This window comes from Robbsia andropogonis (assembly GCF_000970345.1).
GTDB classification, from domain to species: domain Bacteria; phylum Pseudomonadota; class Gammaproteobacteria; order Burkholderiales; family Burkholderiaceae; genus Robbsia; species Robbsia andropogonis.
In genome coordinates, this window is sequence record NZ_LAQU01000002.1 from 44,016 (window position 1) to 60,482 (window position 16,467).

14 protein-coding genes are annotated in these 16,467 nt (G+C 56.7%); 5 read left to right on the forward strand and 9 right to left on the reverse strand.

All coding sequences use genetic code 11. The annotated features are described in order from the left end of the window. Window positions 1–289 precede the first annotated feature (289 nt). The 4 genes from WM40_RS32220 to WM40_RS02200 all read right to left on the reverse strand — a co-directional run bounded on the left by WM40_RS32220 (window position 290) and on the right by WM40_RS02200 (window position 5,809). Window positions 290–1,834, reverse strand: a complete 1,545-nt coding sequence (locus WM40_RS32220; protein WP_046152051.1) for a methyl-accepting chemotaxis protein — start codon at window positions 1,832–1,834, stop codon at window positions 290–292. 763 nt (window positions 1,835–2,597) lie between these two features. After that, entirely contained in the window at window positions 2,598–3,737 is a 1,140-nt protein-coding gene (locus WM40_RS02190) for a porin (protein ID WP_024904794.1), read from the reverse strand. A 213-nt stretch (window positions 3,738–3,950) separates the two neighbouring features. Then, complete coding sequence (locus tag WM40_RS02195; RefSeq protein WP_024904795.1) at window positions 3,951–4,634, reverse strand: histidinol-phosphatase; 684 nt, start codon at window positions 4,632–4,634, stop codon at window positions 3,951–3,953. 392 nt (window positions 4,635–5,026) lie between these two features. Then, window positions 5,027–5,809, reverse strand: coding sequence for a DeoR/GlpR family DNA-binding transcription regulator (locus WM40_RS02200; RefSeq protein ID WP_024904796.1), 783 nt, complete (start codon window positions 5,807–5,809; stop codon window positions 5,027–5,029). A gap of 671 nt (window positions 5,810–6,480) precedes the next feature. Between WM40_RS02200 and WM40_RS02205 the strand changes: the two genes are divergently transcribed. The 5 genes from WM40_RS02205 to WM40_RS02225 all read left to right on the forward strand — a co-directional run bounded on the left by WM40_RS02205 (window position 6,481) and on the right by WM40_RS02225 (window position 11,350). Next, entirely contained in the window at window positions 6,481–7,581 is a 1,101-nt protein-coding gene (locus WM40_RS02205) for an ABC transporter substrate-binding protein (RefSeq protein ID WP_024904797.1), read from the forward strand. Window positions 7,582–7,789: 208 nt separating this feature from the next. Continuing rightward, window positions 7,790–8,725 (forward strand): ABC transporter permease, encoded by a 936-nt coding sequence (locus WM40_RS02210; protein ID WP_024904798.1) that lies wholly within the window; start codon window positions 7,790–7,792, stop codon window positions 8,723–8,725. Window positions 8,726–8,730: 5 nt separating this feature from the next. After that, entirely contained in the window at window positions 8,731–9,525 is a 795-nt protein-coding gene (locus WM40_RS02215) for an ABC transporter permease (RefSeq protein ID WP_407691483.1), read from the forward strand. Window positions 9,526–9,545: 20 nt separating this feature from the next. Continuing rightward, complete coding sequence (locus WM40_RS02220) at window positions 9,546–10,616, forward strand: ABC transporter ATP-binding protein (RefSeq protein ID WP_024904800.1); 1,071 nt, start codon at window positions 9,546–9,548, stop codon at window positions 10,614–10,616. 242 nt (window positions 10,617–10,858) lie between these two features. Continuing rightward, complete coding sequence (locus tag WM40_RS02225; protein ID WP_046152053.1) at window positions 10,859–11,350, forward strand: MgtC/SapB family protein; 492 nt, start codon at window positions 10,859–10,861, stop codon at window positions 11,348–11,350. 36 nt (window positions 11,351–11,386) lie between these two features. Here WM40_RS02225 and WM40_RS02230 read toward each other — a convergent pair whose 3' ends face one another. The 5 genes from WM40_RS02230 to WM40_RS02250 form a co-directional block, all read right to left on the reverse strand. Beyond that, window positions 11,387–11,833 carry a PA2169 family four-helix-bundle protein gene (locus WM40_RS02230; RefSeq protein WP_046152148.1) on the reverse strand — a complete coding sequence of 149 codons (447 nt, stop codon included), beginning with the start codon at window positions 11,831–11,833 and terminating at the stop codon, window positions 11,387–11,389. A 68-nt stretch (window positions 11,834–11,901) separates the two neighbouring features. Then, window positions 11,902–12,183 (reverse strand): hypothetical protein, encoded by a 282-nt coding sequence (locus tag WM40_RS29875; protein ID WP_157685139.1) that lies wholly within the window; start codon window positions 12,181–12,183, stop codon window positions 11,902–11,904. A 236-nt stretch (window positions 12,184–12,419) separates the two neighbouring features. Beyond that, window positions 12,420–13,370, reverse strand: coding sequence for a TauD/TfdA dioxygenase family protein (locus WM40_RS02240; protein ID WP_024904804.1), 951 nt, complete (start codon window positions 13,368–13,370; stop codon window positions 12,420–12,422). Window positions 13,371–13,549: 179 nt separating this feature from the next. Next, entirely contained in the window at window positions 13,550–15,532 is a 1,983-nt protein-coding gene (locus WM40_RS02245) for a family 2A encapsulin nanocompartment cargo protein cysteine desulfurase (RefSeq protein WP_046152055.1), read from the reverse strand. Then, a complete protein-coding gene (locus tag WM40_RS02250) occupies window positions 15,507–16,439 on the reverse strand; it encodes a family 2A encapsulin nanocompartment shell protein (RefSeq protein WP_046152056.1) in 933 nt (310 codons plus the stop codon). The genes WM40_RS02245 and WM40_RS02250 overlap by 26 nt, the downstream gene beginning before the upstream one ends. Between the last annotated feature and the right edge of the window lie 28 nt (window positions 16,440–16,467).

Below are 16,467 nucleotides of genomic sequence, written 5' to 3' on the forward strand. Positions count from 1 at the left end.
AACTGTCACCACGTGTCAAGGCGGGCAACGCATGGATGCCAATGCGTCATCTCGCCAAGCCTGCCACTGGAGCGTGAAATGCCGTCGAATCACTCGAAAACATGACAGAAAGTCCCGGGCACGCAGCTGCGCTGAAAACTTCACATGCGCGATGCACGTTCTCGCGTTAAACCATCTCATGGCGCTTACCGCGACCATCACTAATACACCAGATCCGTCCGGGCGCCGGATATCGACGCCGCATAACAACCTCGCTTACGTGAAGATGCCGGGATGACCTGCCGCACAGTCAGGCGACATGAAAAGCGCCGATGGCGGACCGCAGTTCGTCGGTCTGGTCTTCCAGCGCACCAGCCGAAGCGGCGGCCTCTTCGACAAGCGCCGCGTTCTGCTGCGTGACCCCATCCATTTGCGCAACCGCGAGGCCGACCTGCTCGATGCCGCGGCTCTGTTCGTTCGACGCGGACGCGATCTCGGTCATGATCGCTGAAACCTGCTTGATCGCTGCCTCGATCCGCTCCATCGTCGCACCAGCCCGCATGACGAGTTCGGAGCCGGTCTGGACACGCGCGCCGGAGGTGTCGATCAATGCCTTGATCTCCTTCGCGGCAGAGGCGGAGCGCTGCGCAAGTGATCGCACCTCGCTCGCCACCACTGCAAAGCCGCGCCCGTGCTCGCCTGCACGCGCGGCTTCCACTGCGGCGTTGAGCGCGAGAATATTGGTCTGGAATGCAATACCTTCGATTATCGAGATGATCTCGGCCATGCGAGCAGCACTTTCGTTGATAGCCGCCATCGTTTTCACGACATCACCAACAATCGCATTGCCCTCGTTCGCCACCGAACGTGCCTCGGAGGCAACGCCGCTCGCGTGCTGCGCGCTCTCCGAATTCTGCCGTACCGCCGCGGTCAGTTGCTCCATGCTCGCGGCGGTTTCCTGCAGTGACGCCGCCTGCTGCTCGGTCCGCGACGACAGGTCCATGTTGCCCGCCGCGATCTGCCGGGTCGCGTCGGCGATAGCCGACACCGAGCCCTTGATCGTGCCGATCGTCTGTGACAGTTGCGCTTGCATCTGCCCGATCGAGAACATCAGACTGGTCTCGTCGGCATGGCCGACGTCGAACCGCATGTTGAGATTGCCCCGCGCGATCTCGAACGCGGCATCGCGCGCACGTGCCGGGTCACCACCGATCTCGCGCGACAGGCTGCGAATGATCCAAGCCGCCAGTAGCGATGCAAGACCGCCAGCGAGCAATACCTCGACAGTCTGCACAAACAGCGCGCGGTAAAACACGGCGTCAATGTCGTCGATATATGCGCCGGTGCCGACTACCCAGTTCCACCCACTGACCGCGCGCACCGCCGACAGTTTCACTGAGTCTGTCTTCTCGCCCGGCTTCGGCGTGTTGGTATGCAGGTAGCCGTGGCCCGGGCGCGCCGCGGCCAAAATATTGGCGTAGATTCGATTACCCTTTGCATCCTTCAGATCGCCCACATACTTGCCAACCATCTGCGGCCGGGCGGGGTTGAGCAGAATAACCGGCTCGGTGGTCGCGACGAAGAGGTATCCATCACTGCCATAGCGCATCAAGTCCAATTGCGCGAGTACGGACCTCTGCGCGTCCGCGAGTGACATCTGATTTGCATCGACCCTTTTCTTGTAGCTATCGATCACATGGCTTGCGGCATCGAGCAAGGTATCCAACATGGCCTTGCGATCATCGAGCATGGTCTGGCGGTGTTGCCATACGCTTAATGTGCCAATGATCGCAAGCGCAAGCCAGACCACGGCTACGAGGGACCACAACTTCCGATGGAATGAGAGGCGATTCATTAATAGTGCTCGCAACAGGAATAACCAACGCGATTTAACGGCAATTTCTCAAAATTATTTATCGTTCCGAGGGAAAACCCTATAAATCAGCGCATTCCCCTAATCGGATTTAGCCGCCTAGGCGTTTTAATAATAAGGTCACGGGACAGCAAGCAGTGAATGAAGGCTACAGTAATAACGTGACGGTGAACTGTAAAAAATAGAATCGTGTTTGTGCACCATCTTATTATTACGTGTCGAGATAACGACGCGGTATTGTCATTTCAGCAAGAGAGACGAAAAAATCTTATCGCCGTTAATATTAAAAACAAGAGGATTTTGACAGGCTAGCGTGGCCTGACGCAGTGATGCGAAGCGCTCAGTACATTGATGTCAATGCTCGGTAGCAAGCGCCTGAGCACCCATACTGTAAAGGTATTGAAATGTTAGCGGGGATGTGCGAGGCCGTCGCTCAACCAGTAAGGCTCGCCGAGCGAACGCATAGACATCTTATGCAGATGCCGCGTTGTAGTCATGCGCGGTGCGACCTATGCATGGCGTGAAAATATGCGCCAAATGCATTCCGCCGATGCTGGTCGATTCGTACCTGAGGATAACACCCTGCTCGGGCCGCTGCACTTGGATATTGCGAAAGCGCAGCGGCAAGCGACATTGCACAGCGCGGTTGATAATGGCATGCAAGAGCCGAACATTACGGTAGACAGGCATGTTCATTCGCCCGGCTTCCCATCACCCGGCGAACGTCGCCATGCCGCATTGCGGTTTAAAACCTATGACGCACGCCAACGGTCAACAATGCCTGAGAGCTGCGCCCTGAGTCCGTATCCGTCGAGCCCACCACCGCGTCCGCTGCGCCAATGCCGTTCGAACCGCTGGCGTGCGTATAACCGGCAAAAGTGTACACATCCGTCCGCTTGCTCAACGCGTAATCCGCTGCCACGCCGAACTGATTGTAGGTCGCGGAAGAATCGCCGCTGGACTTCATATACACGTAACCCAATTCCGCGCTCAACGGCGTACTGATCTGCCACACGGCGTAGGCCGAACCGACCTTGTACTTTTCGCTGGTCTGGAAAATCGAGCTGCCATCGGCCTTGTATTCTGAGTAACTGCCGTAGGCGCCGACCGTCACCGCACCAATCTGATAGCTTGCGCCGATACGCGCAATATCGATTGCCTTTGCCGTGCTGTAATGCGAATTGATATTCGTATTGAACAGGGAGTCCGACGTGGACGTAGACGTGCTGGTGCCGCGCCTTGCGGCGGTCCCGTTGTCGATGTGCATATAGCCGCCGGCCATCGCCAAGGGGCCATTGTTATACGCCAACGAGGCGGCATAAGTCTGGCCGTTCGACACCGAGCCCGCTACCCCACCCACCGCGTACATGGCTGACGCCTTCAAACCACCCCAGTTCGGGCTGGCCCACTTGATCGCGTTGTTGAAACGCGCGCTATTATCGGCGTTGTCGACATCGCCTGGTGAAGTGAAAATGCCGCCCAGGTAATTATCACCCTGCACCGGCTGTACCAAATCTATCAACGGATCGTATTGGCGACCCAGGGTGAACGTGCCAGCACCGGATGTCACCAAACCGACGAAAGCCTGACGACCGAATTCACGACTACCCTGCCCCAAGGTGCCGGTGGTGGAATTAAAACCGTTCTCCAACGTAAAGATGGCCTTCATGCCATCACCCAAATCTTCCGAACCCTTCAACCCCCAGCGCGAACCGGACTCGTTACCGGAAGTCATCGCAATTTGCGTCGAATGGCCGCCGCTATTGTGCGTGTAGGTAATGCCGGTATCGATCAGGCCGTACAACGTCACTGAACTTTGCGCATGAGCGGCGCCAGTCACAGATATCACCGTCAAGGCAGCCGCGACATTTGCTAACTTTTTCATTCGTTATCCTTATCTAGTTTTGTGGAAACGCAGGAAGGTGAAACAACTTATGCACGAGGTAATATCTCAAAACAAACAGAAAGCATTGGTAATATTCATGCAACGCTTTTATTTTCCATACCTTAATACATCACTTAACGGGATGAAATAAAATCCGCATCACGCTAGCCTCCTACAGTACCGTCTCTTAATAAAAGCAGGTAGTGAAAATAATCAAGGGAACAGCTCGATGATGGGCCACTGCCGCTGCAACGCAACCTCGCGCAACCTCGCGTCGGGATTGCTCGCGATCGGATCCGTCACACGCTCGAGCAATGGCAAATCGTTAATCGAATCACTATAAAAATAGCTTCTGGAGAAATCACTTAAGCGATGCCCCAGGCTTGCCAACCATGCTTCCGTACGAATCACTTTACCTTCGCGAAACGTCGGTACGCCATGAATCTCACCTGTATAGGGGCCGTCAGGATCGTCGTTTTCGGTGCGCAAATCAATCGCCAGTAAATGCGCGACGCCCAAGGCGGCCGCAATCGGTTCAGTCACAAAGCGATTGGTCGCCGTGACGATGCAACATAGGTCGCCAGCCTGCTGATGCTCAGCCAGCAAGGCCCGCGCGGCAGGCAAAATGGCGGGAGATATCACCGCCTCCATAAATTGCCGATGCCAATCTCGCAGTTGCGCACGGGAGAATCGCGCCAAGGGCGCCAAGGACAATTCAAGATAGCCGTCCATATCGCGTTCGCCAGCAACATAGCGCAGGTAATACTCATCGATGGCCGCCGCATGCGCAACACTGCCGTCCACACCCAAGCGGATCATGAATTGCGCCCACGCTTGATCGCTGTCCAATGGGATAAGCGTGTGATCAAGGTCGAACAAAGCCAAACGTCGATCCATACAGAACTCCTCTGCGTTTGCTAGTGCGGCAAGGCCATTCGCGCTGCATGCTGCCCGAAGCAAATCCGTGTCGTCGGCAGCATCATGCACGCTATCACCGAATACACACAAGTACAATATGCCTAAAATGTGCAAGCGATAAAACAGGTGTTGGCGAAGGCACTGCAAGTCCGTTTTTGCCGGACATGATGAAGCAGTGTCACCGAACCGACTTTTGATTGTGTTATCTCGTGCGGGCGAAGAGAAGATCAGCAGCGCGGAGAAAAACGAATAGCTGCGATGGAACGCTACTTTCAAGCGATCTGGCGGCACGACCAATCGACGCGAGGATGATGCCAAGGCAATATGGCAAGGTGCCTGAAGCGGCTTCGCGGACCCTGCCAACAGGCAGCTCAAGCGAGAACGACGTCACCCACTTTACGCTTGAGCGCGGCGAACGATGCGGCTTCGCGCGCTTTTTCATTCGTAATCAGCACATCGATATGCTTAGGCAAGCAATAACTGATGCGGCTGCGCTGACCGATCTTGCTGTAGTCCGCCAGAATCACCACGCGCGCGGCATGGGCCACCATGGCACGTGCGACATCCGCTTCTTCCTGATCGAAATTACTCGCACCCTGGTGTTCATCGACGGATACCGGTGACAATAGGGCGAGGTCGGCGCGATAACGCTGGATGTCGAGGATGGTCGCCGCGCCGACTGTGGCCAAAGCACGGTGACTCAAGCCCCCGCCTAGCAGCAGCACTTCATTGGCACTGCGACTCTGCTGTCCATCACCGCGAAAACGACTGGCCACGTCGACCGAATTCGTCACGATGAATAAATTGGCCAGCTTCGCCAATTCATCTGCCAGCAACGCCGTCGTGGTACCGGCATCGACAAAGATTGTCTGGCCGCTTTTGATGATCCCGGTGGCCGCACGCGCCAGAGCGACCTTGGCCTTCACCCGCATGCGCGCGCGCTCGGCGATAGGCGCCTCGCTATCGCCGGCCACTTGCGCCGCCACGGCGCCACCGTGCACGCGGCGCAAGGCACCAAGCGCCTCCAGATCGAGTAAATCGCGCCGCACGGTTTCGCGCGACACCTCCAAATCCGCCATGATGCGTTCGGTCGACACTCGCTCCAGCGTCGACAGCAATGCACGAATACGTTGATGCCGCTCTTCCTGCCACATTTACTCGATCCTTATTGAGATAAGACAGACGCAAAGGCGTCGGCCCACATTGCAACAAGGCAGCGTGGTGGCGTCCGCACCCGATGGACGCGCACCGATACTATCATTACAAACGGATAACATCACCTGAACATGCATTGCATATTTTTGCGTACTTGCAAATATAGGTATTTAATATTAGCCTAGCGCTAAGTGCAGTGGTGCAAGGGCACATCGATCGGACTTACCTTGTGCAGCAGCGCTCACCTGAGTAAGCTTCGTCTGCTCGGCGCTCACCATGCAATGTTCTGAACGCGTATTACATACGTATTTTCAGCTCGATTCTGTGCCGGATGCATGCGGCGCACGAGCTGGGCGTGCGCTCAAGAATGACATCATCGCGGCCGTCCGCACGCACAAGTGGTAAAGCAATTTATTTATTTCGTTATGCTTACCATTTATTCAGAACAAGCTGAAGCGCTAAATACAGCCGCCCCTTCAAAAAAGTAAAATACTACTCCATGAACGATCTTTAACACATGTTTGTCACATGACAATTGCATGATGATGCCTGATTCGGAATGGGTGGCACTCGTGCACGCCTGGATGATTTTCGAACAAAACGTGCTTACAAACGGCATGGTGCGGGGCGCACCTCAAGCATTACATCCTACTAAAGGTCAGGGAACACGATGAATCGCAATTGGCTGGCACACGTCCTCTCCATCTCCACCCTTACCGGCTTGTCGATGGCCGCCCATGCGGCATTGCCGGAAGGGCTATTGGCGGCAGCGAAGAAAGAAGGCCAATTGACGGTGATCGCGTTGCCGCATACATGGTGCGGCTACGGTTCGATGATCGCTGGCTTTGAAAAGAAGTACGGCATCAAGATCAACGAATTGAACCCGGATGCAGGTTCGGGCGATGAAGTGGAAGCCATCAAGGCGAACAAGGGCAACACGGGGCCGCAAGCGCCCGACGTCATCGACGTCGGGCTGTCATTCGGACCGACGGCAAAGGCGCAAGGTCTGTTGCAGCCGTACAAGGTTTCCGAGTGGAGCGAGATTCCAGAGACGGCCAAAGACGCAGCCGGTTATTGGTACGGCGATTATTACGGTGTCATGTCCTTTGAAGTGAACATGGACATGGTCTCCAAGGCTCCGACCGATTGGAGTGATCTGCTGCATGCTGATTATAAGAACGCGGTAGCCCTGGCGGGCGACCCCCGCTCGGCGAACGAAGCCATTCAAGCGGTATATGCGGCAGGCAAGCCGACCGCTGGCGGCGACCCGGTGAAATCGGCACAAGCCGGCATGCAATTCTTTTCCGAACTGAACAAGCGCGGCAACTTCGTGCCGGTAATCGGCAAAGCAGCATCCTTGGCACAAGGCACCACGCCGATCATCATGCGCTGGGACTACAACGCCTTGGCCGACCGCGACACGCTCAAGGGCAATCCGAATGTGCAAGTAATCGTGCCAAAGACAGGCGTGGTTGCAGGCGTTTACGTGCAAGCGATTAGTGCGTTCGCACCGCATCCGAATGCCGCCAAATTATGGATGGAATACTTGTATTCGGACGAAGGTCAGTTGGCATGGCTGAGCGGTTATTGCCACCCGATCCGCTACAACAGCCTGGTTGCAGCGAACAAAGTCCCGCAAGCTCTGTTGGCCAAGCTTCCGGCAGCCGACGCGTATAAACGCGCCCTGTTCCCGACGCTGGCCGATCAAAATGCCTATAAGGAAGCCATCACCAAACAATGGGACACCACCGTGGGCGCGAGTGTGAAGTAGCGCGGTGATGTAAATCGGTGAGCTGATGCACTGAAGTAGTTCGCTGCATTCGTGCCGTGGACATCATGCAGCAACGCCAGGCGGTAACGTCGTGCTTGGAACGTACGCAGGGCACCGTTCCAGTACGCACGCCACACCGCCCCCGCTCCCAAGCCTAGCCAGCCGACTCGCGCGGGTGCCCGAGTCGCATTACTTCACAAATCTGCCGATGAGTGTCCCCTCGAAAGCCGGATCGGTGCAGGCCGAACTGATGACGCCCCCTACGCATCAGCACGCGCCGAATGCGCGCGGACGGGCGTTTGGAAAAAACCTGTTCAGTTGGCTTGGCGTCTTGCCATTTCTGGCGTTTGCGCTGTTTTTTTTGATATTGCCGACGGCTTCACTCGTGATCGACGCGTTTCGCGATCAGAGCGGACATTTCACATTGGCAAATTTTCGCTCGCTGCTGACCCCGGAAGTGCTGAACGCATACTGGATCAGCATCAAGGTCAGCGCGGCGTCGGCCTTCATTGGTGGTATCTTTGGCACTTTGCTGGCGTGGGCAGCCGCACAAGGTGGATTGCCTGCGTGGATCAGGCCGACACTAAGCACCTTCTCCGGCGTGGCGTCAAACTTCGCCGGGGTGCCACTGGCATTCGCCTTCATCTGTACATTGGGTCGCATGGGTCTGGTGACCGTGATGCTCCGCAAGTACTTCGATTTCAATCTGTATTCTACGGGTTTCAGCATCCTGAGTTTTGCCGGCTTGACGCTGACGTATTTATACTTTCAGATGCCTTTGATGATCTTGATCGTCACGCCAGCGCTAGACGGATTGAAACGCGAATGGCGTGAAGCATGCGAATGTCTGGGCGGCAGCGCATGGCATTATTGGCGCCACGTTGCGCTGCCGGTACTTTGGCCTACCGTGCTCGGCGCATCTTTACTGCTCTTCGCGAACGCTTTCGGTGCGGTGGCTACCGCTTATGCACTCACCGGCAGTTCGCTGAATATCGTGCCTATCTTGCTATTTGCGCAAATTCGTGGCGATGTATTGCATAACCCGAATTTAGGTTATGCATTGGCAGTGGGCATGGTAATAATCACCGGTCTGTCTAACGGCGGTTATATCTGGCTGCGAGCACGTGCCGCACGAGGACGCTGATGAACATGCAAAAGAAGCCTTCACGCGTCGGCGCCTGGATCGCTATGGTTGTCGGCGCGCTCTACTTCATGATTCCTTTGATCGCCACATTTGAATTCAGTTTGCGAATGCGGCGCGGCACTTATAGTTTTGATGCTTACCGTGTCGTGCTAAGCGACCCGAATTTCCAGGCTTCCTTCGGTTATTCGGTCTTGATGGCCATCTTGACGATTGTCACAGGCATCTTTCTGGTCGCGCCTACCGCATTCTGGGTACAGCTTCGTTTGCCAAAACTGGCGCCCGTAATCGAGTCAATCACCCTATTGCCACTGGTGATTCCCGCCATTGTCATCGTCTTCGGCTATTTGCGTATTTATAACAGCAGCAGCTGGCTGCCCTTGACCGGTAGTGCGGGTCGTACCAATATCTTGCTGATTTTCGGCTACGTGACGCTATCGCTACCCTATATGTATCGTTCGATCGATACCGGACTGCGGGCCATCGACGTGCGTTCGCTCACCGAAGCAGCTGAATGTCTGGGCGCCGGTTGGACCACTATCCTATTGCGGGTGATTCTGCCCAATATTCGCACGGCACTATTGTCCGGCGCTTTCCTTACCTTCGCTATCGTGATCGGTGAATTCACGTTCGCCAGTCTTCTCGACCGCCCGGCGTTCGGACCGTATCTGCAATTGATCGGCGCCAACCGCGCTTACGAACCATCTGCCCTGGCGATCATTGCGTTTGCCGTTACCTGGGCCTCGATGGGATTGATTCAACTGTTCGACTCGCTGAAGCAGTCTGCCACCCGTAAAGCCTGAATGGCACGAGGCATCGCATCATGGCTTTTCTCGATATCAAAGATCTGCTCAAATCGTTCGGGACGAACGTCGCCTTGCATCATTTCGCAATCAGCATCGAGCGCGGCGAATTCATTACCTTCTTGGGACCATCGGGCTGCGGCAAGACCACGGTTTTACGGATGATCGCCGGCTTTGAATCGCCGACCAGCGGGACGATTCATATGGACGGGCGCGACGTGACACACCTCCGACCGCGGCAACGCAATATTGGCATGGTGTTCCAGTCGTACGCGCTGTTCCCCAATATGACCGTAGCCGAGAATATCGGCTTCAGCTTGCGGATCGCCGGCGCCTCGAAAGCCGCCATCAAAACTCGTGTGGGCGAGATGCTGGAACTGATCAAATTGCCGCTACTTGGACAACGCTATCCGTGGCAGCTTTCCGGTGGCCAACAACAACGCGTGGCCTTGGCCCGAGCGTTGGCGAGCAAGCCGCAAGTCCTGCTGTTGGACGAACCGCTATCCGCCCTCGACGCAAAAATCCGCGTGTCATTGCGTCAAGATATCCGCGCGTTGCAGCGGGACTTGGGTATCACCTCGATCTTCGTTACTCATGATCAAGAAGAAGCGTTGTCGATCTCGGACCGCATCGTCGTCATGAACGAGGGCCGGATCGAACATATCGGGACCCCATCGGAAATCTATAACTACCCGCGTACCCGTTTTGTCGCGTCCTTCGTTGGTACTTTGAATATTTTATCGGCACAAGTGGTGGACGCACGCAGTGGCCGCATGATGCTCGGAGATCAGGAGCTGGTCACCACACACCCTTTGCAACACAGCGACATCGGCAAGCAGCGCGCGTTGGCACTGCGCCCGGAAGCGATTTCCATAGACGCGCCCGTGGCGGGGCGCAATGCACTGCGCGCTACCGTACAGGACGTACAATTCCTGGGCGCGGTGGTGCGCGTCAAAACCAGTGTTAATAACGCTGCCATCTCGTTGGATATCTTCAACGATCCGAACCGTCGACTACCCGAGCGGGGACAGCCGATTTCACTGAGTTTTTCTCACGACAATTTACTGGTGCTGGAAGATCAGCCAACGTAATAGTCGATGGGGCACCCGAGCAGATCCAGACCGTTCTCTGAAACGGCGAACGACACGGATGTCGGTTAATCTGTCGTGCGGATGTTCCGATGGGCGAGAAAAGCGTAACGGATCATCGCTACAAGGACCAATTCGGAACGGACACGGATGGTTGACCAACATTGTCGGTCAGTCCCTTCACCCGGTAATTTTCTACCTCATTTCACGCTATAGTTACTCCAATTTGTCATGGAGTATGCGTTATGCCATCCGTATTACACGAAATAGGTCAGGTCATCGTGAAGGAGTTCTCTGATCTCCATGACGCTTCGCAATGGACCGAGCTTCTGATTCGCCTGTTGGTCGCCATCGCGCTGAGCGGCGCCATTGGTTATGAGCGGGAGAGCCGCCAATCCGCGGCCGGACTGAGAACACATATGCTCGTGGGACTCGGGGCGGCCATGTTCGTGCTTATGCCGCTGCAAAGCGGGATGACCATTGTCGATATGAGCCGCGTGCTCCAAGGACTTATCGCGGGCATTGGTTTTTTAGGGGCAGGGGCCATTATCAAAATTGACAAGGATCGCGCCATTCATGGCTTGACCACCGCAGCGAGTCTCTGGCTGACCGCGGCGGTTGGTGTAGCGGCCGGCATGGGGCGAGAAGCGACAGCGGTCACGAGCGCCATCCTGGCGCTAATTATTCTGTCCTTCATGCGCCGCTTCAAGGATCACGCCGATTCAGATGAGACATAGCATGCCATTGACGCGGCCGCAGTCACTCCCGCTCTATTATTTAGCCGCGCGCCGCTCGTTACGCAGATCGCGAATACGATCGTGGTTACGAATGACACCTTGATTTTGTTTTTCGATCAACGTACGCACTTCCGGCGGAAGATCTTGGGCAAGTGCTTCACGATAATTCTTCTTGGCGGCATCTTCCCCACGCTCGACTTCCTCAAGGACCGCCAGATCGTCATGCGACGCCACGGCCGCTTTCACCGAAAGCCAACCACGATGCAACGTGCCGGCAAACGAGCCTTCATCTTCCGGCGATGCACCTAATCTGCCTACTTCTGCCTGTAGTTCGGTTACCGCTGCCGCGCACTCCCCCGCCCGTTCAATAAACAGCGCTTTAAGGCCACTATCTTGCGTATCCTCAGCAGCCTTGCGGAACCCTTTTTCACCATCAATTGAAGTTTCAATCAGGCCGTTCAAAATCTTTGTCGTTGTCGTCATTGCCATTCCTTTATGAATTAGTGAATCACCGGCAACGGTAACGTAGCAATGTTCAGACCACGCCCGTATCAAATGACATTTTTTGAGCAAGTTGTGAGACGGGCGATGATATTTTTTATTTTTGCAATAGCAAATAGACAAACCGATCGGCGTAAATCTATGCCCACACTAGCGTATGAGCGCAGACGACCCGCGGTACAGCGCCTGCGGGAACGTCCATCCCTTGCTGGCAGGCGGCGCAAAATGCCTCTTTCCCGCAAGATCGGAAACACTTCATTCGCAACGGTGCAAAAGGCGTTGGTTCCTTTCAGCACGAAGCCATCCGCAGCGTCCTGTTCGAACGATTCCATGAAGTCCCTTGCGATAGACTCAGGCGTACCGATCAGGTTCAGACGAACAAATGCGTAAATACTGACGACATGCAACGCTTCCGATCGCGATAGAACGCCACGGCGGCATTGAGGTTCAGTGGGGCGGTGAAGGCAATCCGGCGTGACGCGTCGCGAAATCGCGTCCTGCTTTCGAAGCACCGACCTGGACAATGACGGCGCGCTCCTGCCGTCTGGTCAACGGTCAACACCCGCACTCAATTCAACGCCAATGCGGCGGCGGCGTTGACGGGGGAGCCTTCCAATGCTTCAGATGGCCGACCGTCCGGTCCCACCGGTATGTCCCCCACCAAGGTCGTGCGATAAAGCTGCCGATCAAAGTCGAGGTCGAAAATATCGGTGGGAGCCAAGTGCGCGGTTGATCTGTTATCCCAGAATGCTAGGCTGCCGGCTTCCCATTTGAAGCGCACCGTGAAGCGCGGCTGCGTCACATGCTCCCACAATAATTCGAGCACCGCCTGACTCTCGCGCGGCGTTAATCCGACGATATGCTTCAAGAAGCTCGGACTGACATACAGTGCCCGCTCCCCGGTCTCGGGATGCACTCGCACGAGAGGATGCTCGGTGACAAGGATGCGTTGCTCCACGGCCTGCTTGTAATCATGGCTGGCATGCACACCCGCTGGCGGCGCAAAACGATGTACCCCGCGCAGGCCGTCGACAAACGCGCGCAAGGGCGCGGAAAGCGCTTCATATGCCGCTACCAGATTTGTCCATTGGGTATCACCACCATACGGCGGGATGGTCACGCCCCGGAGGATGGAAGCAAATGGCGGATTGACGGCCGCCGTCACGTCCGTATGCCAGCCGGTCCACGGACGCTGGACACCTTGGCCGCTAAAGCGCGTTGCTTGACGGAACTTGTCGATGGAATACACCTCGGGATGCCCCGGTACGTGTCCAAACACCGGGTGGCCGAGCGTCAACGCACCAAACTGCGCGGAAAATGCAACCTGCTGCGCATGCGTCAGCGGTTGGTCGCGAAAGAAGATCACGCGCCACTTCAGCAATGCCGCTCGGATCGCGACAACCTGCTCGGGTCGTAGTGGCACGGAGAGATCGACGCCCTCGATTTGGGCACCGATATGGGCGGATATCGGCTTGACCTTCACACTGTTCGCGGCCACTTCCTTGATCACTGCACTCATCGCAAGCATCCTTTGACGTAAAGGGCATTGTGGAGCGCGATGACGACTGGTCGATGAGCGAGCCACAATCCCGGTGAGGGGAACGACGATTACCAGACTATCGTCGTAGGGCAACGGCCAAAACCATTTTTTTGGGCTTATCTTATGCTTTATTCGTGTTTTAAGCCGCTGCCCGCTCCTTAGCGCCGTCCCGACAAACGCCGTACGACTGACGTCAGGAGATCGACCTCGTCGCGTGTGTTGTAGAACGCCAGCGAAGGTCGAACCGTCGCCTCAAGGCCAAACCGACGCAATATGGGCTGGGCGCAGTGATGACCAGACCGCACGGCGACCCCTTCATCATTCAGGGCCCGGCCGACTTCTTCGGTTTCATAGCCTTTCAGGACGAACGACAGCACGCTCGCCTTCTCGTTGGCGGTACCAACCAATCTCACCCCCGGCACTCGCCCAAGTCGTTCGGTTGCATACGCAAGCAGATCATGCTCGTACCGTGCAATGCGCTCGATCCCGATGCGATCGACGTATTCGAGTGCCGCCCCGAGCCCCACCGCGTCCGCAATGTTACCGGTGCCCGCTTCGAAACGGCTAGGAGGCGCTTGGAAAACAGTCCGTTCGAAGGTCACATCGGCAATCATATTGCCACCGCCCTGCCAAGGCGGCATGGCGTCGAGCAAATGACGCTTTCCATAGACCGCGCCAATGCCCGTCGGACCGTAGATCTTGTGTCCTGAAAACACGAAGAAGTCAGCATCGATCGCCTGCACGTTCACCCGCATATGCGAAATCGATTGCGCACCGTCGACGAGCGCCACGGCGCCTACGCTATGCGCGAGCGTGACAATCTCCTTTACCGGCACTACGGTACCGAGTGCATTCGAGACCTGCGTGACGGAGACGATCTTGGTTCGGTGAGTCAATAATTGGCGGAATGCATCCAATTTGACCTGCCCGGAATCGTCGACCGGAATCACCTTCAAGGTCGCGCCCTTCCGCGAAGCCAGTTGCTGCCACGGGACGATATTCGCGTGATGTTCGAGATGCGAGACGATGATATCGTCTCCGGCTTCGACGTTCTGTTCGCCCCATGTCTTTGCCACCAGGTTGATCCCTTCGGTCGTGCCCCGAACGAAGATAATCTCGTCGGACGACGCGGCTCCGATGAAACGCCGTACGGTATCGCGAGCATGCTCGTATGCATCGGTGGCACGCCCGGCCAACGCATGCGCCGCGCGATGGATATTCGAGTTCTCATGCGAATAAAAATACGCAAGACGATCGATGACCGCTTGCGGCTTATGCGTGGTGGCCGCGTTATCCAGCCACACAAGCGGCTTGCCGTTTACGCGCTCGCGCAGGATCGGGAAATCGCGGCGCACGGCATCGACATCGAATGTCGCGTGCGTTGACGTAAAACGGTGTTCACCGTCAAGCCGATCCGAGGTGATGGGTCTTCTCGAGTAGTCCGGAGCATCCGGCTCGTCGAGGAAGTACCGTGGGGGCACTTCCGAACCGCTCTGGGATGCATGCCGATGGTTCGATGACAGCAAATCACGCAAGCTGTTGGCGTCCGGCAGGCCGAACGCCTCAGGTGCCACCGTCGCGCGTGCGGGGGGCACGACGGCAGCGGGCTGGGCACGCCATCCATGTGATGCGCTGTCGATAAAGTAGAAAAGAGAGGAAGTGATGCCCGGTGTGCCACCCAGCGCGGTTCCTCCCGTACGCGGCTCGATGGTCGGTGCGGTTGTCACCACGGTATCGGGTATATCATTCCCGGCGGATGCATGTGGTGCAAGCGACGGTGCGCGATTGCCGAGTGTCAGCACCTGCGTGGGTGCCGACGATAACAGGTTTGTTCCAGGAAGTGCCCCTACTGGAACGCCCGAAGAAGAAGCGCCGGTGCCGGTGCCGCCGGGCCCTGCGAACGGCGAGCCCCCGGGGGCGGGATTCGCGGCGACGTTCAATGCGGTAACAGCCTGTGGCAATACTATCGTCACGCCCCCTGGCGCACCGCTTCCCGGCACCAGCGACGATGCGGGCGATTGTCCCGGCAATGCCGTAAAGAACGCCGTCGCAAGCCGCGCGAGTGTGCCCGGATCGGGCAATCCCGCCGGTGCCTGCGCCCCCGGATTGGCGATATCAGCGGTAGGTGTCGGGGTAGTCATGGTACTTGCCGATCTCCACGTCTTCGAGAACCGCGAGTGCATCCGGTGAATGGACCGCGAGTGAGCAATATAGCGAAATCAAGTAAGAAGCAATCGCCTGGTTGTTGATCCCCATGAACCGTACCGACAAACCGGGACCTTGTTCGCCGGCCACGCCGGGCTGGTAAAGACCAACCACGCCTTGGCGTTTATCGCCCACGCGCAGCAGCAGGATCGACGTCTTGCCATCGGCAACCGGCACCTTGTCCGACGGAATCAGCGGGATACCGCGCCAGGTGATGAACTGCGATCCGAACAGGCTCACTGTCGGCGGGGGCACGCCGCGGCGAGTGCATTCACGGCCGAATGCGGCAATCGCCAACGGATGGGTCAGGAAAAATGCCGGCTCCTTCCATACCTTGCTCAACAACTCGTCCATATCGTCCGGTGTTGGCGCACCCGTCAACGGATACACGCGCTGCTCGTCGGTGACATTGGCCAGCAGGCCGTATTCGGCGTTATTGATTAGTTGGCTTTCCTGCAACTCCTTGATTGTTTCAATCGTCAGGCGCAGTTGCTCCTTGATCTGATCGTGCGGACTGCTATACAAGTCCGAGATACGCGTATGTACATCCAGAACGGTACTGACCGCATTAAGAAAGTATTCCCGTGGCGCTTCTTCGTAGGGCACGAACGTCTGGGGCAGTACCTGTTCGTCTTCGCGCTGCGTACATGCGGCCTTCACTGCCTCAGGATTCTTGACCTGATTCAATTGGTAGATGCCGGCTTCCACCGGCACCCATTGAAGGAGGTGGGTCAGCCAGCGGGGCGTAATGGTGGCGAGCTGGGGGACGGTCTTCGTGGCATTCGCAAGCTGGCGCGCTGCCTGATCGCTCAGCGTGGTCGGACCATTTGCTACGGTCGACATATCGGGCTCCGGGTTAGAAGAAAAACGG